Genomic DNA, 21,915 nt, shown 5'->3' with positions numbered 1-21,915 from the left:
TCAGGTAGCAAGAGAAAAAATGAAGGATTTAATTGTAGCAGGCAATGGTCCAAGTTTAAAAAATATCGATTATCAAAGATTACCAAGGGACTATGAAGTTTTTCGATGCAATCAATTTTACCTTGAAGATAAATACTATCTAGGTAAAGATGTTAAAATAGCTTTTTTTAATCAAAGTTTTTTCTTAGAGCAAATTTATACTGCTAAAACTCTTATAAAAAATAAAGAATATAAAATTGGTAATTTTGTTTGTTCTAATTTTAAACTTCATAGCATTTATGAAAATCATTTAAATTTTATAAAGTATTTTGATATATTTTTTCCAGATGCTAATTTAGGAAGTAATTTTCTTGAGAAATTAAAAGAATTTAATGCCTATATTTGTTATAACGAACTTTATGAAGATAAACGTATAACCAGTGGAATTTATATGTGCGCTGTTGCAGTAGCTTTGGGTCATAAAAGGATTTATTTAAGCGGAATTGATTTTTATGAGGGTGATATAGATTTTTCAACAGGAAAAAATGTTTATGTCTACAATGCCAACAAACAAAACTATAATAAATTAATAGGGGAAAATAAAATTCCATTTTATTTTCATAGCAAAGATACCGATTTAAAGGCTTTAGAATTTCTTGCTAAAACTTATGATATTTCATTTTTTTCTTTAAATCCAGAATCAATTTTAGCTAAAAATTTTGGTTTAGCTCCTGTAGACAATAATTCTTTTATACTTTTAAAAAAGACACAAAATACCTTAGATGATATTCTTATTCCTAAAGAAACTCCTTTTATAAAGCTTTATTATAATAAAGTTCTTCAGACTAAAAGCCCTAGTCAATTAGAAATTAAGAAGAGAAATAAAATTAACATATTTCCAAATGTTAAAAATAATTTTAATCAACGTTCAGCTAAGGAAAGAATTCAAAATCATCTTTGTTATAAATTAGGAAATATTTTAATTGATTTAAGGAATTTAAGTGATTATATTAAGTTGCCTTTTGTATTATCTTATGTAGTTTATAGACATTTAAAAGATCAAAGACGCTATAAAAAAAGAATAAAACAAAGCCCATCATTAAAATTACCGCCTTTGGAGTTTTATCGTGACTATAAGGAAGCTTTAAAAATAAAACGAACTTTAGCTTATAATTTAGGTAGTAATTTAATTAAACATCCTTTCACCTTTTTATTTAAAATAAAAAAAATTAAAAAAGAATGGAAAGAATAATGCAAATAAAAATCGAAAATTTAACTATATCTGAACAAAATTCTCCTTTAGTTATCCCGGAAATTGGTATTAATCATAATGGTAGTTTAGAGTTGGCAAAGCTTATGGTAGATAGTGCCAAAAGAGCGGGTGCTAAGATCATAAAACATCAAACTCATATTGTTGAAGATGAAATGTGTGCTATAGCCAAAAACGTAATTCCTGGAAATGCGAATGTGAGTATATATGAGATTATGCAAAAGTGTGCTTTAAATTATAAAGATGAGTTGGCTCTTAAGGAATATACTCAAAAACAAGGACTTGTTTATCTTAGCACTCCTTTTTCAAGGGCAGCTGCAAATAGATTAGAAGATATGGGAGTTAGTGCTTTTAAAATAGGATCTGGAGAATGTAATAATTATCCACTAATAAAACATATTGCAAATTTTAAAAAACCTATGATTGTGAGTACTGGAATGAATAGTATTGAAAGTATAAAACCAACTATAGAAATTTTAAGAGCTAGTGAAATTCCTTTTGTATTACTTCACACAACTAATCTTTATCCAACTCCTATGAATCTTGTAAGATTAAACGCTATGCTTGAGCTTAAAAAAGAGTTTTCTTGCTTAGTGGGACTTAGCGATCATACCACTAGCAATCTTGCTTGTTTAGGAGCTGTTGCTTTAGGTGCTTGTGTGCTTGAGAGGCACTTTGTAGATACTATGGATAGAAGTGGTCCTGATATAATTTGCTCTATGGATGAAGGTGCTTTAAAAGAGCTTATAATTCAAAGTGAACAAATGGCAATAATGCGTGGCTTAAATACCAAAAAGAGTGCAGTTAAAGAGGAGCAAGTTACTATTGATTTTGCTTTTGCAAGTGTTGTTAGTATAAAAGAAATTAAAAAAGGTGATATTTTTTCTTTAGAAAATATTTGGGTGAAAAGACCAGGGATTGGCGGGATTGCAGCTAGAGAATTTGAGAGTATTTTAGGGAAAGTTGCTCTAAGAGATATTGCAAAAGATGTGCAGTTAAAATATGAGGATTTTCAATGAAAAAAATCGTTTTTATTACGGGAACTAGAGCTGATTTTTCTAAAATTAAGTCTTTGATGATAGAGATTGAAAAATCAAATGAATTTGAACTTTTCATCTTTGTTACAGGGATGCACATGAGTAAGAATTTCGGATATACTGCAAAAGAAATCTATAAAAGTGGATTTAAAAATATTTATGAATTTATTAACCATGACAAATACTATCAAATGCCAGCAGCTTTAGCTTCAACTATAGACGGTTTTTCTAAATTTGTTAATGAAATAGAACCTGATTTAATTGTAGTACATGGAGATAGGATAGAGCCTTTGGCAGGAGCTTTAGTCGGAGTATTAAATAATATTTTAGTTGCTCATATTGAAGGAGGCGAGTTATCTGGAACTATAGATGATAGTATAAGACATTCTATCTCAAAGTTAGCCCAAATTCATTTAGTTAATGATGAATTAGCTAAAAAACGTTTAATACAACTTGGAGAAGATGAGAATTCGATTTTTATTATAGGTTCTCCTGATTTGGATATTTTATCTGATAATTCTATTAGTATTGAAGAGGCTAAGGCTTATTATGACATTACTTTTAAAAATTATGCTATAGCTACTTTTCATCCTGTGGTGACAGAGCTTGAATTTATTAAAGAGCAAAGTGAAAAATTCGTCAATGCTTTAATTAAAAGCAAGAAAAATTATATAGTGATTTATCCTAATAATGATTTAGGTTTTGAGTTTATTTTAAAAAGTTATGAAAAACTTAAGAATTTATCTTATTTTAAAATTTTCCCATCTTTAAGGTTTGAATATTTTATTACTTTATTAAAAAATGCAGATTTTATTATAGGAAATTCAAGTTGTATTTTAAAAGAAGCTGTTTTTTTAGGAGTTGATGGAATAAATATAGGCTCAAGACAACAAAAAAGAAATGGTTTAAATAAAGTTATACAAAGTTCTTATGAAAGCGATGAGATACTAAAAGCTATACAAAAAGTAAAGAAAAAAGAAAAAACTATTCATAAAAAAATAAAAGAAAAAAGTAGTGCTAAATTTATAAAACTTTTAAAAAGTGGAATATTTTTTAAAATTTCTAAACAAAAAATATTTAAAGATTTAAAAATATAAATATAAAAATTAGATAATACATTGAAATTAAAAAATGTAAAAAATGTAAAATAAATTATTAATTTTTTAAAAACTCAAAGGATAAAAATGTCAAATAAAACCTTGGCTTTAATTCCTGCAAGAGCTGGATCAAAAGGTATTAAAAATAAAAATTTAGCTCTTTTAGCCAACAAGCCATTAGTTTATCATACCATTAAAGCTGCCAAGGAAGCAACCTGTATTGATAAAATTGTTTTAAGTAGCGATGGAGACGAAATTTTAACTTATGCAAGGAGCCAAGGAATTGATATTATTAAGCGTCCTAAAGAATTATCACTTGATAATACTACAAGTGATAAAGTGATTTTGCATACTTTAGAAATATATAAAACTTATGAAAATATAATTTTGCTTCAACCTACATCACCTTTTAGAACAAGCAAACATATAGATGAATCTTTTTATCATTTTATACAAAAAAATGCTAATGCACTCATTAGTGTTTGCAAATGTGATAATAAAATTTTAAAAGCTTTTATAAGTGATGAAAAAGGAAATCTAAAGGGAATAAGTAATGATGATTATCCTTTTTATCCAAGACAAGAACTCCCAAATACTTATATGAGCAATGGGGCGATTTATATTTTAAAGGTAAAGGAATTTTTAAAAAAATCTAATTTTTTGCTTAAAAATACTACTTATTTTGAAATGGATGAGGTATCAAGTTTAGATATAGATACTTTAGAGGATTTGAAAAAGGCTAATGAATTGTTATGTTCAAATTAATCAAATTTTATTAATGTTAAGAAACATTTATTTTATAAAAAAGTATTTTTTATTTGGATTCTTATGAATAAAAATGTAAAATTATTTAAATCTATTTTTATCCTTTAAAAATAGCATCTTAAAGGAGTAAAGCTTAAAATTCTACCCAAATAAATTTTATAGCGCTTTTTATGCAAATATTTTGGCATCTTGTTTAAGCTAAGTTCTGCAATTTTAGCTATATTTTCGTATTTTGCTTTATTGTAAATTTGATAATTTAGAAGTAGTTTATGAAAAGTAGCTTTACCAAGATAAATTTTTTCACTCTCACCAGAAATTAACAAATTAAGAAATTCATTCCCTCTTTCTTTTAAATACTCTCCTAAAAGAGTATTAGCTTCTTTAATTTTACCTCTTCTAAAAAGCGTATTTATGATATAAATTCTATATTTATCATTATCGTAATCTAGTTTTAATGCTTCTTCTAGATAACTTTGAAGTTCTATAAGTTTTTTAGAATTTAAAAAATTTCTTTTGCCTTTATCTCCAAATTCTATTTCTTCTATACCCCCCCCCGTTACAAATAGATAAAATAAAGAATAAGCCTTTTGATCAGGATGTAAATTCAGTAAAGAATAATTTTGTTTTATAATGCTATATCTTTGTTTTTTGGTAAAAAAGCTATGAGGATCAATTTGTTTGCTTTTGCTATTTAAACAAGTTGCTAATCTTGCAACGCTTGAATGAGTCCCATAAATTTTATTTGCAAAAGACATTAAACTTATATCATATAAAAGCATTTGTGTTTGACTTAAAGTGTTAAAATCTCTAAAATCATTGGCTAAATATACATTGGTTAAATTAAGAGCTTTTAGTAAATGCTCAGCTGAACTAATATCATCTGTAAAAATAATAACATTTTGCTTCTTCTTTGATAATATGATAAGCAAGTTCATAAGGAGTTGCATGATAGGTTGTTTCTAAATTTTGTTTTCTAAAAGGAGCATAAGAGTAAACCGTATCTGAATTTCTAATGTGTATAGCACAAAAATCACCCAATTCCTTAGCCTTTAAAGTAGCTTTTTGTATAAGTTCTTTAATCTTTGAATGAAAACCTATATTTTGCCAAATTCGATTGATTTGTGCTAAATAATCTTCTTCATCAATATCCCAAGAATATCTCATTTCAAAAGGAGCTTCAAAATAATCATAACTTTCTTTTTCGAAAAGCTCTTTAAATTTTTCAAGATTATTGATATTAGCTGGATAAGTTTTTATATTTTTCATATTTACGTGAGGATAAAAAGTCATTAAGCTTGTTACTTCATTTTGCAAGATGCAATGTCTATCTAAAAAATCTTTAGCAAACACCTCTTCTTTGGTATCGTTATTACAAGAAATGATTTTTTGTCCTTGAAAACTTTTTTGTGTAGTTAGTGTTTTTACTGCTTTTTCTCTAAATTCATTATCTGACCATATAATATTTTCTTTTTGCTTCTTCAACATCTATCCAAGTAAAAAATGCTTTTGTGTTTAATTTTTTGGCCAAATAAAAAGCGTTTAATATCCCAAGTAATCTTGTGGCATTAGAATCTTCTCTATTAGATAAAATATATTTTTGCACCCTTCCTTCTTCAATTTAAAAGTAAAATTATTTTTTTGATAAAATAGACATTTCAAATTTGTAAATCAACTATAAAGGTTAAATATGCCTAAAGTCTCTATTATACTTCCAACTTTTAATGTAGAAAAATATATAAAAAAAGCTTTAGATAGTTGTATAAATCAAAGTCTTAAAGATATAGAGATTATTGTAGTAGATGATTTAGGAAGTGATAATAGTATTAAAATAGCTAAAGAAGAAGCTTTAAAAGATAAAAGAATTAAAATTATTCATAATGAGAAGAATTTAGGAACCTTTGCAAGTAGAAATATAGGAGTATTAAATTCAAACTCACCTTATATAATGTTTTTAGATTCTGATGATACCTTAGCTTTAAATGCTTGTGAGTTGGCTTTAAAAGAGATTAAAAATTTTGATTTAATTTGTTTTGATGCTTTAGTGCATAGAGTAAATACTAAGCAATTTTATCGTTTTAAGCAAAATGAAGATTTTAATAAAATTGAATTTTTAGATTTTTTGCTTAAACAAAGACATTTTTGTTGGAGTGTTTGGGCTAAGATTTTTAAAAAAGATATGATATTTAAAGTTTTTCAAAAAATAAATCCTTATGAAAGATTAAGTTATAGTGAAGATATGTTTTTTTGTTATATGTATTTTATGCAGTGTGAGAGAATAAAAATTTGCAAAGAGTTTATTTATTATTATGAATTTAATAAAAATGGACGTTATGAAAGTAAAGAATTTTTATATCAAAATTATTTGGACAAACAAAAAAGTCTTGAGCTTATAAAAGAATTTTCTTTAGAGTTTAACAATAATATATTTCATGAGAGTTTATTTAAAATTTTAGAAAAAGAGCTTAATGACTTGAAAAATAGATTAATAGCCAAGTAGTTTTTTAGCCTCTTTTATCACAAGTTCAGGTTTTAGATCTTTCATGCATTTGTGATGTTTTAGGGGACAAGTTTTTTGCATACAAGGCATACAGCTTAAATTTAAATGAACAATTTTAGCATTTTCATTTTGCCAAGGCGATGTTTGATTAAATTTTGTAGGTCCAAAAATGGCTACAGTTTTTATCTTATATACAGCTGCTATGTGCATAGCACCACTATCGTTAGTGATAAATAAATCACAAAATGCTATATTTTTACAAAGACTACTTATACTTGTTTTAGAACATAAATTTTTAACTCTAATGCCATCTTTTTTTAAAATATTTTCTATGTTATTACAAATTTCTTGTTCACTTTTTATTCCAAAGATAAGAATTTTATGTGTTTTAGCAAATTCTTTTGCAACACTAGCAAAATAACTAGCCTCCCATCTTTTTGCATTACCATAATGAGCACCTGGATTTAAGGCTAGAATTTTTTTATCATCTTTTAAGGTGATATTACATTTATATTTTGGTAAAATGGGAAGTTTTAATTGCGTTGAATTTGCTTTAAAATTAAAACTTTTTTCTATAAAATATAGGTATTTTAAAACTTGATGTTCGTTTTCATTTTGTCTTTTATTAAAGTAAAATCTTCTTTTGGATTTAATCAAATTTAAAATAATTTTACTCGAAAATGCAGATCTAAATGAGATCGCAATATCACATTCTCCTATGAGAGATCTTTGTTTTAAGATATTTAAATATCTATGTTTTTTATCTTCTATAATGATTTTAGAATTTTTTATATTTTTAAAAAGCTCTGTACTTACAAAGGATCCATAAAAAATAATTTGAGCTTTAGGAAATTTTTCAAGCAAAGCATAAATAGCCGCGCTAGACATTACAGCATCGCCTAGCCAAGTAGGAAGATTTATAAAAATTTTCACTTTTGTACCTTAAGATAAAGATCTTTATTGAAACTTCTAAATCTTTTGTGAAAGAAAAAATATTCATCAGGTTTAAATTTAATCATTTCTTCGCAACACTTTGCTTGATAAGAGGTTAATTCCTCTAAGCTTTTTATGCTTCCATCAAGAGCTTTAAAACATTTTATATGATATTTGTTATCATTGCCTTGATAAATAAAAGCAGGTAACAATAAAGCTTTAGTTTTTTTTGCAATTAAACTAGCTCCAATTAAAAAATTTACTTTTTTATTAAAAAAATCTATTTTTATCCCTTCATTATCGGAGCAATCTTGATCGGTTAAAATACCTAGAGTTCTTTTTTCTTTAAGAGCTTGAAACATTTTTTTAATCCCGCCTTTTTTATCGATTAATTTTATATCAAATTGAGTACGATTTTGGGCTAAAATTTTATCCATTTTTTCGCTATCTAGTTTTCTTCCTACTATAGACATAGCTCCAAATTTAGCAGAAAATGCTAAAGAACAAAGCTCCCAGTTTCCATAATGAGCCGTTGTTAAAATTAATGCTTTATTTGAATTTAAAGCATTGCATAAAATTTCCTCATCATCAAATACAACTTTTTTAAGAATTTTTTCTTTATTGGTATTTTGATTTTTAATGCAATCAATACCAAATTTAGCAAAATTTTGATAAATCTTTAGAGCTATTTTTTTTCTTTCTTTTGAGCTTTTTTGTGGAAAACAAATTTTTAAATTAATATCAATAATTCTTCTATGTTTTTTATTAAAGCAAAAAACAATAAATGCTATATTTTTAGCAAAAAAGTCTAAAATAAAATTTGGAAAAATAAAAACAATGAATTTTAAAATATAATAAATCATAAGATAAAGATTATCTTTATTTTTCATTTAGCAATTCCTTGGCAATTTTAAAAATATCATTTTCATCAATATTTTCAATGCAAAAATCATTTTTATCAATATGCTTAGCATCTAAAATTTTCTTTTTTGCGTCAATGGTTTTGTTAATTTCTGTTGTAAAAGCATTTCTTTGGCTTGGTGTTGCTCCAAAAATAGTTATAGAAGCTTTATTAAGAGCAAAAGCTAGATGAGTGGGACCACTATCATTTCCTATGATTAAATCTACAGCTTTTGTGAGTGCGATTAATTCTTGTAAATTTAAATTTCTAATTAGAACAATACGATCATTTGGATAAAAATTTTGAATTTCTTTTGCGATTTCGTATTCTTTTAAATTTCCCCAAGCAAGTAAAATTTTTAAATTTGGGAAGTTATTGATAATTTTTTTACAAAGTGATGCAAATTTCTTAGCTGGATAGATTTTATTTTTTGCACTTGAACCAACATGTATGAGTATATTTTGTTTATTTTCTTTTAATTTTAATTCTTGTATAAGTTTCTCTTTTAAAATGTCATCAGTGTAAAAAACATCTTTTTTAAAAAAGATGTTTTTTATGTCAAATTCTTCATTAAATACAAAAGAAATTAAAGCTAAATAACGAACAAAAACATTTTCATTATAGCTGATATTTAGTTTTTGATTATAAAAATTATGCGCAAAACTTTCTTTAAGGCTATTTTTGTTAAAACCAAAATTATTTTGATTTAAAATTCTACTTATAATAGCTGATTTAATAAGCCCTTGAAGATCTATTGATACATTGTAATTATTTTTTCTTGCTTCAAAAAGAATCTTTAGTGTTTTTGTAATTTTTTTATCTTTAAGAGGCAAAGGATAAATTTTATCAATTAAAGGATGATCTTTTAAAATATCTTTAAATCTTTCATCAACAAACCAGTGAATTTCTATATTTTTTTTAAATTTTTTAATAAATTGTAATACTATAGCACTTTGGATAATATCTCCAAGCGCTGATAACCTAACAATCGCTATTTTCATTAAGAACCTAAAATACTAAAATTTTGTTATGATTTTATCAAATTTATTTAAAAAAGGGTTAAAATGAATCAAGAAGGTTATATTTGCATCTTTGATTGCGAAAGTATCCCAGATACTGAACTTATAAGAAAAACTTTAAATTTAAAAGGAGATGACTTAGAGATCTCTAAAAAAGCTTTAGAACTTCAAAAAGAACAAACTTCTAGTGAATTTTTGCCCTTGCCTTATCATAAAATTATAAGTATTTGTGCTGTTATAACAAATAGTTTTGGAAAATTTATTAAAGTCAATAAAATTGATGGTGATGATGAGCAAAGCATGATTGCTAATTTTTTTAAATTTATTGATAAATATGAGCCTAAATTAGTTAGTTTTAATGGTAAAAATTATGATATGCCTTTGCTTGTTTTAAGAGCATTAAAATATAATATTAAAGCAAATACCTATTTAGATACTATTACAGATAAATGGAATAATTATAAAACGCGTTTTTCTGAAAATAAGCATTGTGATTTATTTGAAGCTTTTGGTTCTTATCGAGGTTTAAAACTCGATCTTATCTGTGCTATGGTAAATTTGCCTGGAAAATATGAAATTCATGGCAATGAAGTTCTTGAACTTTTTTATGAAAATAAACTAGAAAAAATTCATGAGTATTGTGAAAGTGATACTTTAAACACTTTTATGTTGTTTTTAAAATATGAATTTATTAAGGGTAATATTAATGAAAATGATTTTATAGATTCTTTGAATGCAATGAAAGAATTTCTTATGCAAAAAAAGCAAAATCGTTCTTATATTGATCTTTTTATTAAAGCAAGCGAAGATGAAATTTCTAAAATAAAACTTAGCATTTAATTAAATATATTAGAATATTGTTTATAAGCAAAAAAAGGAAAAAGATGAAAATTTTAATCACTGGTGGGGCAGGTTATATCGGATCACATACTTTAAGACAGTTTTTAAATACAGATCATGAAATTTGTGTTTTAGATAATTTATCTAAGGGAAGTGAAATTGCAATTAAAGATTTAAAAGAAATTAGAGATTTTAAATTTTTTAAACAAGATTTGAGCGATTTTAATGCAATTAAAGAGCTTTTTAAGCAAGAGAAGTTCGATGCAGTAGTCCATTTTGCTGCGAGTATTGAGGTGTTTGAAAGCATGCAAAATCCTTTAAAATATTATTTAAACAATACGGCCAATACAAGTAATCTTATACAAACTTGTTTGGAAAATAATGTTAAAAATTTTATTTTTTCTTCTACTGCAGCAACTTATGGAGAACCTAAAAATTCTGTGGTAAGCGAAGAAAGCCCATTAAGTCCTATTAACCCTTATGGAAGAAGCAAACTTATGAGTGAAGAAGTTTTAAGAGATGCTAATATGGCTAATCCTTCTTTTAAATATTGTATTTTAAGATATTTTAATGTTGCAGGCGCTTGTATGGATTTTAAACTAGGTCAGCGTTATCCAAAAGCAACTTTACTTATAAAAGTAGCAGCAGAATGTGCGGCTAATAAGCGTGATAAAATATTTATTTTCGGGGATAATTATAATACTAAAGATGGAACTTGTATAAGAGATTATATCCATGTAGATGATATTTCAAGTGCTCATTTGGCCGCTTTAGAATATTTACAAAATAATGAAAGTAATATTTTTAATGTGGGTTATGGTCACGGCTTTAGCGTAAAGGAAGTGATTCAAACTATGAAAAAAGTTAGCGGAGTAGATTTTAAAGTAGAACTTGCCCCGCCTCGTGCAGGAGATCCTAGTGTTTTAATTTCTAATGCAGATAAAATTCGATCTTTAACATCTTGGAAACCAAAATTTGATAATTTAGAAACAATTTGTAAAAGTGCTTTTGATTGGGAAAAACAGTGCTAAAAAAACTTTTTTTTATTTTAGATAAAAAAGACAAGAATTTTTTATTTTCTTTGTTGGTTTTTTCTATTTTTATTTCATTTATGGAAACTTTTGCCATATCTTTAATTATGCCTTTTGTTACCTTGGCTAGTGATTTTTCTTATTTTGATAGAAATGAGTATTTAATTTCTATCAAAGAATATTTAGCCTTGCCTACTTATAAAATTATTGTTTATTTTGGATTAGTTTTAGTTTGTTTTTATGTGTTGCGTGCGTTATTAAATTCTTATTATTTTCATCTTTTAGCAAAATTTTCCAAGGGAAGGTATCATAGTATATCTTATAAGATTTTTTCAAAATATCTTCATATTAATTACGAAGATTTTACCCAAAAAAGTCATTCTGAGTTATTAAAAAATATCACAGGAGAAGTTTATAATCTTAGCACAATGATTTCTTCTTTTTTATTGATGATGAGTGAAATTTTTGTTGTTTTATTGCTTTATATTTTGCTTCTTTTAATTGATTATAAGATTACTCTAGCTTTAAGTGTTTTTTTGTTTTTAAATGCTTTTATTTTAATGCGTATTTTATCTCCACTTGTTAAAAAAGCTGGATTAAGACGCGAAGAAGCAATGAAAAATTTTTTTGAAATTATTAATACAAGTTTAAATAATTTTAAATTTATTAAACTAAAAATTAAAGAAAAATCGATTTTGAAACTTTTTGAACAACAAAGTAAGGATTTTAGCAAGGCAAATATAAGCAATGAAAGTATTGCTGCTTTGCCAAGAATATACCTTGAAGCAATTGGATTTTGTGTTTTAATTTTTATAGTTGTTTTTTTAGTTTTTAAAAATAAAGGTGATATTTCTAATATTTTAGCAACTATTTCTGTCTTTGTTTTGGCACTTTATCGATTAATGCCTAGTGCAAATCGTATTATTACGAGTTATCATGATTTGCTTTATTATAGATCCTCTTTAGATATCATTTATGATATTTTAAATCAAAAAGAAGAAAAGTTGGAAAATAAAAGTATTAGTTTTCAAAAAGAAATTCGTTTAGAAAATATAAGCTTTGCTTATCATAATAAAGATAATTTATTTACTCATTTAAACTTAAGTATAAAAAAAGGTGAAAAAATTGCATTTATTGGAGAAAGTGGATGTGGAAAAAGCACCTTAGTTGATATTATTATGGGTTTATTAAAAGTAAAAGAGGGCAAAATTTATATTGATAATGAAGTGTTAAATGAAGACAATATTAAAAGTTTAAGATCTAAAATAGGTTATATTCCACAACAAATTTATCTTTTTAATGATAGTATAGCTAAAAATATTGCTTTTGGCGATGAGATCGATTTTAACTTGCTTAAAGAGGTTATTAAACAAGCTAATCTTGAAAATTTTATTAAAAGTTTGCCTAATGGAATTCATACAAAAGTAGGAGATGGCGGAAATAATTTAAGCGGGGGACAAAAGCAAAGGATTGCTATTGCAAGAGCTTTGTATTTAAAACCTGAAATTTTAATTCTTGATGAGGCAACTTCTGCTTTAGACAATGAGAGTGAAATGAAAATTATGGACGAGCTTTTTAGAATTTCTAAAGATAAAACAATGATTATTATTGCTCATAGACTTTTGGGCATAGCAAAATGTGATAAAGTTTATAAATTAGAGCATTCAAAGCTTATTTTAGAGAGACAAAAATGAAAATTACTTTTATTATAGCCACTTTAAATTCTGGTGGAGCTGAGAGAGTCTTGGTGACTTTAGCAAATGAGTTTTGTAAAGAACACGAGATAAAAATTATAAAGTTTCATTCTGGAGATTCTTTTTACCCTTTAGATGAAAAAATAAAAGTTAAAACTCTACAACAATTTAGATTTGATAATATTTATCATAAAATTGCTAGCCGTTTTAAAAAATATTTTGCTTTAAGAAAAGCTTTAAAGGAAGAAAAAAGTGATATTTTTATCTCTTTTTTGGATACAACTAATATTGCCTGTATAGTTGCAAAAATAGGTATAAAAACCCCTTTAATAATTTGTGAGCATAGCAATGAAGCTTATTTGAAATCAAAAATCTGGCGTTTTTTAAGAAGAATTACATATCCTTTTTGTGATGCTTTAAGTGTATTGGGAAATAAAGACAAAGAATTTTATGAAAAATTTGTTAAAAAGGTTATTGTTTTAGCAAATCCAACTCATTTTAAGCTCCAAAATGAAAGTTTTGAAAAAGAAAATTTTATTCTTTTTATAGGACGCTTAGATCATAATAAAAATGCTTTGATGTATTTAAAAGCTATAGCAAATTTAGATGAGAATTTAAGAAAAAATTATAATTTCTTAATCTTGGGAGATGGAGAATTAAAACAAGAATTAGAATATAAAGCTAAAAGCTTGAATATTAAAGTAGAATTTTTAGGTCGTATCAAGGATGTAAAAACTTATTATTCTAAAGCTAAGATTTTATGTCTTTGTTCTTTTATGGAAGGTTTACCAACGGTTTTAATAGAAGCTTTATATTTTGATGTGGCTCGTATAGCAACTCGTTATTATAATGGAGCAAGTGATTTAATCAATGATGCTAAAGACGGATTTTTGGTAAATTGTGATGATGAACTAGCTTTAGCTGAAAAAATGACTTTATTAATGCAGGATGAATCTTTAAGAAAAAAATTAGTTTTAGATGCAAGAAAAAGATGCAAAGATTATGATATTTTACAAATTAAAGAAAAATGGATGAAAATAATCAATGAGCTTAGAATTTCCTAAAATTTCTGTTATTATTCCTACTTTTAAACGCCCTTTATTGCTTAAAAAAGCATTAAAAAGTGTGCAAGATCAAGATTTTAAAGATCTAGAAATTATTGTTAGCGATGATGAGCCTAATTCTCAAAGTGAAAAAATTGTTCAAGAATTTATTCTTCGTGATAAACGTATAAAATATGTTAAAAACACCAAGTATAAGCATGGTCCTAATGGCAATAAAAACAATGGCTTAGATCATGCTAGGGGAGAATTTATTACCTTTTTAGATGATGATGATGAGCTCTTGCCTAATGCGCTTAGTGTTTTAATAGAAAAAAGCAAACAGGGTTATTCTCATGTTTTTGGAAATTGTTTAATTGAAGAAAATGGCTCTTTAAAAGAAGAATTTAGCGGTAAAGGTTTTACCAAAGATAGCGAGGTAACAAAAAAAGATTTTTTAATGGCAAAATTTTATGGAGAATTTTTATCAATTTTTAAGAAATCTTTACTTAAGGATCATCGCTTTAATGAAGAATTTTATGGAAATGAAGCAACTCTTTGGGTGCATTTGTATGATGAAAAAAGTTTTTATATTCATCAAGCATTAAGAATATATAAAGTTAACAGAGAGGATAGTGTAACTTTAGGAGCTATTAAAAATTCAAAAAGAGTTTATCTTGGTTATTTGGAGCTTGCTAGGATAGTAGAGAATGAACTTTTAAAAAGTAAGGATAAAGACTATAAAAAACAATGCGCAAGTTACTATAAAATGGCAGCTTATTATGCTAAATTAGCCCATCTTTATAAACAAATGTATTTTTGTCTTTTTAAAAGTTTATGGATTAAATTTAATACTCCTGCTTTAATCTTGCTAAGTTTAAGTATAATTCCAAATAAGATTATTATTTTTTTATCAAAAATTAGAGTGAGTTTATGCAAAAATTAGCTATTTTTATTTATTCTTTGGGTAGTGGCGGAGCAGAAAGGGTTGTGGCAACTTTATTGCCTATTTTAAATATGAAATTTGAAGTACATCTTATTTTAATGAATGATAAAATTTCTTATAAAATTCCAGAATGCAAAATACATTTTCTAGAAAAATCTTATCCTAATGAAAATTCTTTGATGAAATTTTTAAAACTTCCTTTTTTAGCCTTAAGATACAAAAAACTTTGCAAAGAATTAAATATCAATACACAATTTGTTTTTCTTAATCGCCCTAATTATATTGCTTTATTATCAAGAGTGTTTGGATTAAAAACGAAATTAGTTATTAATGAATGTACAACTCCTAGCGTGATGTATGCTAAAAAAAATTTCACCTCTTTTATAAATAAAGCTTTAATTTATTTTTTATATCCTAAAGCTGATTTAATCTTGCCCAATTCTAAAGGAAATTTAGAGGATCTAGTGCAAAATTTTAATATTAAAAAAGAAAAATGTAATATTTTATACAATGCCATTGATATAGAAAATATAGAAAAACAATCTTTAGAGCCTATTGAATTAAAAGATAAATTTATATTAAGCGTGGGAAGATTAGACAAAGGAAAAAATCATGCTTTACTAATTAGAGCTTATGCAAGATTAAAAACAGATTTAAAACTTGTCATTCTTGGAGAAGGGGTTTTAAAAGATGAGCTTGAAAGATTAATTTTTCAATTAAATTTAAAAGGAAAAGTTTTACTTTTAGGTTTTGATAATAATCCTTATAAATATATGTCTAAGTGTGAATTTTTTGCTTTTGCTTCGGTATTTGAAGGTTTTTCTAATGTTTTAATTGAAAGCTTGGCTTGCTCTTGTGCAGTAGTTTGCACAGATCATCAAAGTGGAGCAAGAGAATTATTTGGTGATAATGAATTTGGTCTTTTGGTGGAGGTAGATAATGAAGAGAGTATGTATAAGGGCTTAAAGTTAATGCTTGAAGATACAAATTTAAAAAATACTTATAAAAATAAAGCAAAACAAAGAGCATCAGAATTTGATAAAATTAAGATTGCAAGAGATGCTTTAAAATATTTATTAGGGTAAATAATGCAAAAGATAAACCGTATTTTTAAAAATTATAATTTAATAGTTTTTATTTTAATAGCTTTTATTTTTAGTATTGCGTGTCGTTTTTATTGGATTTTTTGGGCAAGTGAATTTAATGAGTATTTTTTTAATAACGAATTAATGATTATTTCAAATGATGGGTATGCTTTTGCAGAGGGTGCAAGAGATATGATAGCCGGCTTTCATCAGCCTAATGACTTAAGCTATTATGGATCATCACTTTCTACTCTTACTTATTGGCTTTATAAAATTACCCCTTTTTCTTTTGAGAGTATTATTTTATATATGAGTGTATTTTTATCTTCTTTGCTTGTTATACCGCTTGTATTGATTGCTAATGAGTATAAAAATCCTTTAATGGGTTTTATAGCTGCTCTTTTAGCAAGCATAGCAAATAGTTATTATAATCGTACTATGGCAGGATATTATGATACGGATATGCTTGTAATAGTCCTTCCTATGTTTATTTTATTTTTTATGATAAGGCTTATTTTAAAAAAGGATTTATTATCTTTTATTTTCTTACCTTTTTGTGTAATGATTTATCTTTGGTGGTATCCATCAAGTTATACTTTAAATGTTGCTTTGATAGGGTTATTTTTAATTTATACTCTTATCTTTCATAGAAAAGAAACTATATTGTATATGAGTATTATTTTAATGCTTATTACTCTTTCAAATATTGCTTGGTTTTACCAAAGTGCAATTATAGTAATACTTTTTTCTCTATTTGTTTTAAAAAATTATTATTTTAACTTAAAGTTGCTTCTTATTTTGGGTTTTTTCACTCTTATTTTTTTAATTTTAAGTGGCGGTGTTGATCCTATACTTTATCAGCTTAAATTTTATATATTTCGAACTGACTCTAGTGCTAATTTAACTCAAGGTTTTGTTTATTTTAATGTTAATAAAACTATACAAGAAGTTGAAAGTATAGATTTAAGTGTTTTTATGCAAAGAATAAGTTCTAATGAAATTATTTTTTTACTTTCTTTTATAGGTTTTATTTTATTTATCAAACAGCACAAGAGTGTTATTTTAGCTTTACCTATGCTTTTGCTTGGTTTTTTGGCGCTTAAGGGCGGGCTTCGTTTTACTATCTATGCAGTGCCTATTATGGCTTTGGGATTTGGTTTTTTATGTATTAAATTTTTGGAGTATTTGGAAAAAATTAAAATACAAAATATTAAAGATATAAGATTTTTTAGATTTCTTTTAATTATAATTTTTCTTTTTATTATATTATTTATATTCTTTTATTCGATACAAAAAAATTTTGATTCATATGATTTTTTAGGATATTTTGCGTTTTTATTAATATTATTCTTTTTTATTTTTATGGCTTTAAAATTTTTATATAAAAAGAATTTAAAATTAATGCGTGTTTTTCTTATCATAGCCATTTTAATGATAAGTTTATCTTCTGCTTTAACGCATATTTATAATTACAAAGCCCCAACTGTTTTTACTCAAAATGAAGCTATTCTTTTGACAAAGTTTAAAGAATTGGCATCAAGAGAAGATTATGTTGTAACGTGGTGGGATTATGGGTATCCTATTAGATATTATAGTGATGTTAAAACCTTGGTAGATGGTGGCAAACATTTAGGAAAAGATAACTTTTTCCCTTCTTTTGTTTTAAGTAAAGATCAAAGATCAGCTGCAAATATGGCAAGATTAAGTGTGGAATATACTGAAAAAAGTTTTTATAAGCCATATAATGATTTGCTTGATGCTATGATGAGAGATTATAACCAAAGTAATGTTGATTTATTTTTAAATTCTTTAAGTAAAGAAAATTTCAAAATCAATACTCCAAAAACAAGAGATATTTATCTTTATCTCCCATCGCGAATGGTTTCGATTTTTTTAACTGTTGCAAGTTTTTCTTTTATAGATCTTGAAACAGGGGAGCTTAATAAACCATTTACTTTTAGCACTTCTTATATTTTGGGTGAAAATAATGGAGAGATTATTTTAAGTAATGGGATAATTTTAAGTAATGATTTTAGGAATTTTAAGTTAAATGGAGACGTTTTTGCTATTAATAGTTTTATAGAGTTTGATTCTATAGAAAAAAATGAATATAAAATTATCAATGTTGATCCTAGTGCAAATTTTTATATTTTTTATATTAAAGATTCCTCTATGCCTTTTACTCAATTTATTTTGATGGATAAAAATATGTATCAAAGTGCTTTTGTTCAAATGTTTTTTTTAGGTAATTATGATAAAAATTTATTCGATTTGGTTTTAAACACTAAAGAGGCAAAGGTATTTAAATTAAAAATATGAAGATAGGATTTTTAAGTCATTCTGGCATGAGTATTTATCATTTTAGAGCTCCTATTATTAAAGCTTTATTAGAAAGAGGAGATGAGGTATTTATTATAGTTCCAAAGGATAATTACGCTCATAAGCTTCAGGATTTAAAAGCTAATATTATTTTTTATGATCTAAATCGCTCAAGTCTTAATCCTTTGGTTGTTTTTAAAAATTTTTTACATCTTGCAAGAACTTTAAAAAATTTAAATTTAGATTTGATTCAAACAAGTGCTCATAAAAGTAATACTTTTGGAGTAATAGCAGCAAAAGTAGCAAAAATTAAATTAATTTTTGCTCTTGTAGAAGGACTTGGATCGTTTTATATTGATGAAGATCTTAAAAGCAAATTAGTAAGAGCAACGATTAATTTATTATATAAAATATCATTTAGATTTGCTACTAAATTTATTTTTGTAAATGAAAGCAATGCTGAATTCATGAGAAATTTAGGCTTAAAAGAAGAAAAAATTTGCATTATAAAATCTGTAGGAGTTAATCTTAAGAAATTTTTTCCTGTGAAAATTCAAAATGATATTAAGTTAAATTTTCTAAAAAATTATAATATGCCCAATAAACCTTTAATTTTAATGATAGCTAGAGCTTTGTGGCATAAGGGGATTAAAGAATTTTATGAGGCGGCCAGACTTTTAAAAAATAAAGCTAATTTTATTTTGGTAGGCGGTAGAGATGATAATAAATCTTGCGCTCCTTTAGAGTTTTTACAAAAAGGTGAAGTTTTTTATCTTGGATCAAGAGATGATATAGCTTTTTTATTAAATTTATGTGATATTTTTGTTTTACCAAGCTATAAGGAGGGTTTTCCTGCTACAATTTTAGAAGCAAAAGCTTGCGCAAAAGCTTGTATTGTAAGTGATTGTGAAGGTTGCATAGAAGCAATTTCAAACGGTTATGATGGTCTTTTATTTCAGAGTAAAAATATAAATGATTTTGTCGAAAAAATCACTTTATTGATAGAAGATACAAAATTACGAGAAAATTTAGCTCATAATGCATTTAAAGAAGCTCTAAAACTAGATGAAAATTTAATTGCAAAAAATTATTTAAAAATTTATGATGAGAGTATGAAAAATGTATAAAAAGTATATTAAAAGGATTTTGGATTTTATTTTAGCTTTAATTTTATTAAGTTTTTTCTCTCCTTTGATTTTAATTATAGCTATACTTTTAAAAATCACTCAAAAAAGTGTAATTTTTACGCAGATTAGACCTGGGCTTAATGAAAAAGAATTTAAAATTTACAAATTTAAGACAATGAGCGATGAAAAAGATGAGCAAGGAAATTTACTTCCTGATGAAATGCGTTTAAAATCTTTAGGAAAAATTATTAGAAGTTTGAGTTTAGATGAATTATTGCAACTTTTTAATGTTTTAAAAGGAGATATGAGTTTTGTTGGTCCGCGTCCTTTATTATCTGAATATTTAAAACTTTATGATTCAAGACAAAAAATGCGTCATAATGTAAAACCAGGTATTACAGGATGGGCACAAGTTAATGGACGTAATAATATTTCTTGGAAGCAAAAATTTGAACTTGATGTGTATTATGTAGAACACATTTCTTTTGCTCTTGATTTAAAAATTCTTTTTTTAACTTTTTTTAAAGTGCTAAAACGAAGTGGGATAAATAAAACAGGTCAAGCTACAACGGAAAAATTTAATGGAAAGAACTAAAAAAATCTATATTTATGGAGCGGGTGGACACGGTTTAGTTTGTGCAGATGTAGCCAAGTCTTTAGGTTATGAAGAATGTATTTTTTTAGATGATAATAAAGGTGTAAAATTTAGCAAAGATTTGCCAAAATGGGATATATTTGTTGCTATAGGAGATAATAGCATTAGAGAAAAGGTTTTTAATACTATTAAAGAAAATGGTTTTAAAATTGTAAATTTAATTCATCCAAGTGCTATTGTAAGTCCAAGTGCTTTTTTAGAAGAAAGTGGAATTTTAATTATGCCTTGTGTAGTGGTTAATGCTAAAGCTTTTATTGCTAAAGGCGTTATTTTAAATACTTCTTGTGTTGTAGAGCATGAATGTAAAATAGATGCATTTTCTCATATAAGTGTTGGGGCTAAAATGGCTGGGAATGTAAAAATAGGCAAAAAGTGTTTTATGGGAATTAATTCTTGTATTTTGCCTAATTTGATTATGGCGGATAATAGTATTTTAGGTGCAGGTGCGGTTTTAACGCGTGATATAACTGAAAAAGGAACTTATATAGGTGTTCCTGCAAGAAGTATAAAGGATAAGTTATGAAATTTTTTCTTTCAGCTCCACATATGAGCGAAAATGAATTAAAATATATACAAGAAGTTTTTAAAAGTAATTATATAGCTCCTTTAGGAGAATTTGTTAATCGTTTCGAGCAGAGTATCAAAGACTATACAAAAAGTGATTATGCTTTAGCTTTAAATTCTGCAACAGCGGCTTTACATCTTGCTTTAAGAGTGGCTGGAGTAAAAGAAAATGATTTGGTTTTGGCTTCGTCTTTTACTTTTATTGCTTCGGTTGCGCCTATTTATTATCTTAAGGCTAAGCCTGTTTTTATTGATTGTGATGAAACTTTTAATTTAGATATAACTTTATTAAAACAAGCTATTTATGAAAGCGAAAAAAAACCTAAAGCTTTAATTCTAACACATCTTTATGGTAATGCATCAAAAATGGATGAGATTCTTGAAATTTGTAAAGAAAATAATATTATTTTAATTGAAGATGCAGCAGAAGCTTTAGGGAGTTTTTATAAGGGTAAAGCTTTGGGAACTTTTGGAGAGTTTGGGGTTTATTCTTTTAATGGAAATAAAATTATCACAACTTCAGGTGGAGGAATGCTTGTAGGAAAAGACAAGCAAAAAATAGAAAAAGCAAGGTTTTATAGCACTCAAGCTAGAGAAGATTGTTTGCATTATGAGCATTTAGATTATGGATATAATTATAGACTTAGTAATGTTTTGGGTGCTATTGGTGTTGCGCAAATGGAAGTTTTAGAACAAAGAGTGCTTAAAAAAAGAGAAATTTATAAGTGGTATAAAGAATTTTTAGGCGATAGTTTTAGTTTTTTAGACGAACTTGAAAATTCAAGAAGTAATCGTTGGCTAAGCACAGCCTTAATAGATTTTAAGCTAAATGAACTTTTTAAAGAGAAAAAAAGTATTTGTATCACACAAAAAGATCTTCCTTTGCATCCTAAAATTTCAAAATTGATTCAAGATTTAAAAAAAGAACAAATTGAAACAAGACCTCTTTGGAAGGCTATGCATGCTCAAGCAGTTTTTAAAGGTGAAAAAGCTTATGTAAATGGCAATAGTGAATTATTTTTTTATAAAGGAATTTGTTTACCAAGCAGCACTACTATGAGCAAAGATGATGTTAAAGAAATTTCTTATCTTATTTTAAAGAGTATCCGAGGTTAA

The 21,915-nt window shown here is 26.0% G+C and carries 22 protein-coding genes; 16 read left to right on the top strand and 6 right to left on the bottom strand.

Annotated features, from left to right (window positions below):
* Window positions 1–19: 19 nt before the first annotated feature.
* The 4 genes from CNZW441b_RS05750 (at window position 20) to CNZW441b_RS05735 (ending at window position 4,148) form a co-directional block, all read left to right on the top strand.
* Entirely contained in the window at window positions 20–1,231 is a 1,212-nt protein-coding gene (locus CNZW441b_RS05750; protein ID WP_131186669.1) for an alpha-2,3-sialyltransferase, read from the top strand.
* On the top strand, window positions 1,231–2,268 hold the full coding sequence (locus tag CNZW441b_RS05745; protein WP_216681297.1) for an N-acetylneuraminate synthase family protein: 1,038 nt from the start codon (window positions 1,231–1,233) through the stop codon (window positions 2,266–2,268). The genes CNZW441b_RS05750 and CNZW441b_RS05745 overlap by 1 nt, the downstream gene beginning before the upstream one ends.
* The gene (gene neuC / locus CNZW441b_RS05740; protein WP_216681296.1) at window positions 2,265–3,383 is read left to right on the top strand and encodes a UDP-N-acetylglucosamine 2-epimerase; all 1,119 of its coding nucleotides are present in this window, start codon (window positions 2,265–2,267) and stop codon (window positions 3,381–3,383) included. The genes CNZW441b_RS05745 and neuC overlap by 4 nt, the downstream gene beginning before the upstream one ends.
* Before the next feature lie 87 nt (window positions 3,384–3,470).
* Window positions 3,471–4,148, top strand: coding sequence for an acylneuraminate cytidylyltransferase family protein (locus tag CNZW441b_RS05735; RefSeq protein WP_131186672.1), 678 nt, complete (start codon window positions 3,471–3,473; stop codon window positions 4,146–4,148).
* A 104-nt stretch (window positions 4,149–4,252) separates the two neighbouring features.
* Here the strand turns inward: CNZW441b_RS05735 and CNZW441b_RS05730 are convergent, their stop codons facing one another.
* Genes CNZW441b_RS05730 through CNZW441b_RS05720 form a run of 3 tightly spaced genes read right to left on the bottom strand, consistent with a single transcriptional unit; the run spans window position 4,253 to window position 5,751 of the window.
* Complete coding sequence (locus tag CNZW441b_RS05730; RefSeq protein ID WP_216681295.1) at window positions 4,253–5,083, bottom strand: hypothetical protein; 831 nt, start codon at window positions 5,081–5,083, stop codon at window positions 4,253–4,255.
* Window positions 5,025–5,630: a hypothetical protein gene (locus CNZW441b_RS05725; protein ID WP_216681294.1), complete on the bottom strand. Its 606-nt coding sequence runs from the start codon at window positions 5,628–5,630 to the stop codon at window positions 5,025–5,027. The genes CNZW441b_RS05730 and CNZW441b_RS05725 overlap by 59 nt, the downstream gene beginning before the upstream one ends.
* Window positions 5,593–5,751, bottom strand: a complete 159-nt coding sequence (locus tag CNZW441b_RS05720; protein WP_216681293.1) for a hypothetical protein — start codon at window positions 5,749–5,751, stop codon at window positions 5,593–5,595. Before CNZW441b_RS05720 ends, CNZW441b_RS05725 begins: the two co-directional genes overlap by 38 nt.
* Before the next feature lie 84 nt (window positions 5,752–5,835).
* Between CNZW441b_RS05720 and CNZW441b_RS05715 the strand changes: the two genes are divergently transcribed.
* Complete coding sequence (locus CNZW441b_RS05715) at window positions 5,836–6,645, top strand: glycosyltransferase family 2 protein (protein ID WP_216681292.1); 810 nt, start codon at window positions 5,836–5,838, stop codon at window positions 6,643–6,645.
* Here CNZW441b_RS05715 and waaF read toward each other — a convergent pair.
* From waaF to waaC, 3 genes are read right to left on the bottom strand one after another with little or no spacing between them, the layout of a single operon-like run.
* The gene (gene waaF, locus CNZW441b_RS05710; protein WP_216681291.1) at window positions 6,631–7,578 is read right to left on the bottom strand and encodes a lipopolysaccharide heptosyltransferase II; all 948 of its coding nucleotides are present in this window, start codon (window positions 7,576–7,578) and stop codon (window positions 6,631–6,633) included. The genes CNZW441b_RS05715 and waaF overlap by 15 nt on opposite strands.
* Window positions 7,575–8,468 (bottom strand): lipid A biosynthesis lauroyl acyltransferase, encoded by an 894-nt coding sequence (locus tag CNZW441b_RS05705; protein ID WP_216681290.1) that lies wholly within the window; start codon window positions 8,466–8,468, stop codon window positions 7,575–7,577. The genes waaF and CNZW441b_RS05705 overlap by 4 nt, the downstream gene beginning before the upstream one ends.
* Window positions 8,458–9,480, bottom strand: coding sequence for a lipopolysaccharide heptosyltransferase I (gene waaC, locus CNZW441b_RS05700; RefSeq protein ID WP_131165689.1), 1,023 nt, complete (start codon window positions 9,478–9,480; stop codon window positions 8,458–8,460). The genes CNZW441b_RS05705 and waaC overlap by 11 nt, the downstream gene beginning before the upstream one ends.
* Window positions 9,481–9,543: 63 nt before the next feature.
* Between waaC and CNZW441b_RS05695 the strand changes: the two genes are divergently transcribed.
* The 11 genes from CNZW441b_RS05695 to pglE are packed head-to-tail and all read left to right on the top strand — an operon-like array spanning window position 9,544 to window position 21,915.
* Complete coding sequence (locus CNZW441b_RS05695; RefSeq protein ID WP_131164128.1) at window positions 9,544–10,338, top strand: 3'-5' exonuclease; 795 nt, start codon at window positions 9,544–9,546, stop codon at window positions 10,336–10,338.
* A 44-nt stretch (window positions 10,339–10,382) separates the two neighbouring features.
* Window positions 10,383–11,369: a UDP-glucose 4-epimerase GalE gene (gene galE, locus CNZW441b_RS05690; RefSeq protein ID WP_131164127.1), complete on the top strand. Its 987-nt coding sequence runs from the start codon at window positions 10,383–10,385 to the stop codon at window positions 11,367–11,369.
* Window positions 11,363–13,063 carry a BC-type lipopolysaccharide transporter PglK gene (gene pglK, locus CNZW441b_RS05685; RefSeq protein WP_131164126.1) on the top strand — a complete coding sequence of 567 codons (1,701 nt, stop codon included), beginning with the start codon at window positions 11,363–11,365 and terminating at the stop codon, window positions 13,061–13,063. Before galE ends, pglK begins: the two co-directional genes overlap by 7 nt.
* Window positions 13,060–14,127, top strand: a complete 1,068-nt coding sequence (gene pglH / locus CNZW441b_RS05680) for a GalNAc-alpha-(1->4)-GalNAc-alpha-(1->3)-diNAcBac-PP-undecaprenol alpha-1,4-N-acetyl-D-galactosaminyltransferase (RefSeq protein ID WP_131186675.1) — start codon at window positions 13,060–13,062, stop codon at window positions 14,125–14,127. The genes pglK and pglH overlap by 4 nt, the downstream gene beginning before the upstream one ends.
* Complete coding sequence (pglI, locus tag CNZW441b_RS05675) at window positions 14,108–15,049, top strand: GalNAc(5)-diNAcBac-PP-undecaprenol beta-1,3-glucosyltransferase (RefSeq protein WP_131186676.1); 942 nt, start codon at window positions 14,108–14,110, stop codon at window positions 15,047–15,049. Before pglH ends, pglI begins: the two co-directional genes overlap by 20 nt.
* A complete protein-coding gene (pglJ, locus tag CNZW441b_RS05670; protein ID WP_131186677.1) occupies window positions 15,037–16,134 on the top strand; it encodes an N-acetylgalactosamine-N,N'-diacetylbacillosaminyl-diphospho-undecaprenol 4-alpha-N-acetylgalactosaminyltransferase in 1,098 nt (365 codons plus the stop codon). Before pglI ends, pglJ begins: the two co-directional genes overlap by 13 nt.
* A gap of 3 nt (window positions 16,135–16,137) precedes the next feature.
* Entirely contained in the window at window positions 16,138–18,453 is a 2,316-nt protein-coding gene (locus CNZW441b_RS05665; protein WP_216681289.1) for an STT3 domain-containing protein, read from the top strand.
* The gene (locus CNZW441b_RS05660) at window positions 18,450–19,580 is read left to right on the top strand and encodes a glycosyltransferase family 4 protein (protein ID WP_131165684.1); all 1,131 of its coding nucleotides are present in this window, start codon (window positions 18,450–18,452) and stop codon (window positions 19,578–19,580) included. The genes CNZW441b_RS05665 and CNZW441b_RS05660 overlap by 4 nt, the downstream gene beginning before the upstream one ends.
* Window positions 19,573–20,175 (top strand): undecaprenyl phosphate N,N'-diacetylbacillosamine 1-phosphate transferase, encoded by a 603-nt coding sequence (pglC, locus tag CNZW441b_RS05655; protein ID WP_131165683.1) that lies wholly within the window; start codon window positions 19,573–19,575, stop codon window positions 20,173–20,175. Before CNZW441b_RS05660 ends, pglC begins: the two co-directional genes overlap by 8 nt.
* Window positions 20,162–20,758, top strand: a complete 597-nt coding sequence (locus tag CNZW441b_RS05650; protein ID WP_131165682.1) for an acetyltransferase — start codon at window positions 20,162–20,164, stop codon at window positions 20,756–20,758. The genes pglC and CNZW441b_RS05650 overlap by 14 nt, the downstream gene beginning before the upstream one ends.
* Window positions 20,755–21,915 carry a UDP-N-acetylbacillosamine transaminase gene (gene pglE, locus CNZW441b_RS05645; protein ID WP_131165681.1) on the top strand — a complete coding sequence of 387 codons (1,161 nt, stop codon included), beginning with the start codon at window positions 20,755–20,757 and terminating at the stop codon, window positions 21,913–21,915. The genes CNZW441b_RS05650 and pglE overlap by 4 nt, the downstream gene beginning before the upstream one ends.

It is taken from the genome of Campylobacter novaezeelandiae (assembly GCF_018968685.1).
In the GTDB taxonomy this organism is placed as follows: domain Bacteria; phylum Campylobacterota; class Campylobacteria; order Campylobacterales; family Campylobacteraceae; genus Campylobacter_D; species Campylobacter_D novaezeelandiae.
The sequence above is the reverse complement of the archived record's forward strand: the minus strand, read 5'-3'. Positions and strand labels throughout refer to the sequence as shown.

Bases quoted from the DNA above. Each gene is read 5' to 3' on its own strand.
- CNZW441b_RS05750 (WP_131186669.1), top strand. From the start codon at position 20: ATGAAGGATTTAATTGTAGCAGGCAATGGTCCAAGTTTAAAAAATATC.
- CNZW441b_RS05745 (WP_216681297.1), top strand. From the start codon at position 1,231: ATGCAAATAAAAATCGAAAATTTAACTATATCTGAACAAAATTCTCCT.
- neuC (WP_216681296.1), top strand. From the start codon at position 2,265: ATGAAAAAAATCGTTTTTATTACGGGAACTAGAGCTGATTTTTCTAAA.
- CNZW441b_RS05735 (WP_131186672.1), top strand. From the start codon at position 3,471: ATGTCAAATAAAACCTTGGCTTTAATTCCTGCAAGAGCTGGATCAAAA.
- CNZW441b_RS05730 (WP_216681295.1), bottom strand. From the start codon at position 5,083: ATGAACTTGCTTATCATATTATCAAAGAAGAAGCAAAATGTTATTATT.
- CNZW441b_RS05715 (WP_216681292.1), top strand. From the start codon at position 5,836: ATGCCTAAAGTCTCTATTATACTTCCAACTTTTAATGTAGAAAAATAT.
- CNZW441b_RS05705 (WP_216681290.1), bottom strand. From the start codon at position 8,468: ATGAAAAATAAAGATAATCTTTATCTTATGATTTATTATATTTTAAAA.
- waaC (WP_131165689.1), bottom strand. From the start codon at position 9,480: ATGAAAATAGCGATTGTTAGGTTATCAGCGCTTGGAGATATTATCCAA.
- CNZW441b_RS05695 (WP_131164128.1), top strand. From the start codon at position 9,544: ATGAATCAAGAAGGTTATATTTGCATCTTTGATTGCGAAAGTATCCCA.
- galE (WP_131164127.1), top strand. From the start codon at position 10,383: ATGAAAATTTTAATCACTGGTGGGGCAGGTTATATCGGATCACATACT.
- pglH (WP_131186675.1), top strand. From the start codon at position 13,060: ATGAAAATTACTTTTATTATAGCCACTTTAAATTCTGGTGGAGCTGAG.
- pglI (WP_131186676.1), top strand. From the start codon at position 14,108: ATGAGCTTAGAATTTCCTAAAATTTCTGTTATTATTCCTACTTTTAAA.
- pglJ (WP_131186677.1), top strand. From the start codon at position 15,037: ATGCAAAAATTAGCTATTTTTATTTATTCTTTGGGTAGTGGCGGAGCA.
- CNZW441b_RS05665 (WP_216681289.1), top strand. From the start codon at position 16,138: ATGCAAAAGATAAACCGTATTTTTAAAAATTATAATTTAATAGTTTTT.
- CNZW441b_RS05660 (WP_131165684.1), top strand. From the start codon at position 18,450: ATGAAGATAGGATTTTTAAGTCATTCTGGCATGAGTATTTATCATTTT.
- pglC (WP_131165683.1), top strand. From the start codon at position 19,573: ATGTATAAAAAGTATATTAAAAGGATTTTGGATTTTATTTTAGCTTTA.
- CNZW441b_RS05650 (WP_131165682.1), top strand. From the start codon at position 20,162: ATGGAAAGAACTAAAAAAATCTATATTTATGGAGCGGGTGGACACGGT.
- pglE (WP_131165681.1), top strand. From the start codon at position 20,755: ATGAAATTTTTTCTTTCAGCTCCACATATGAGCGAAAATGAATTAAAA.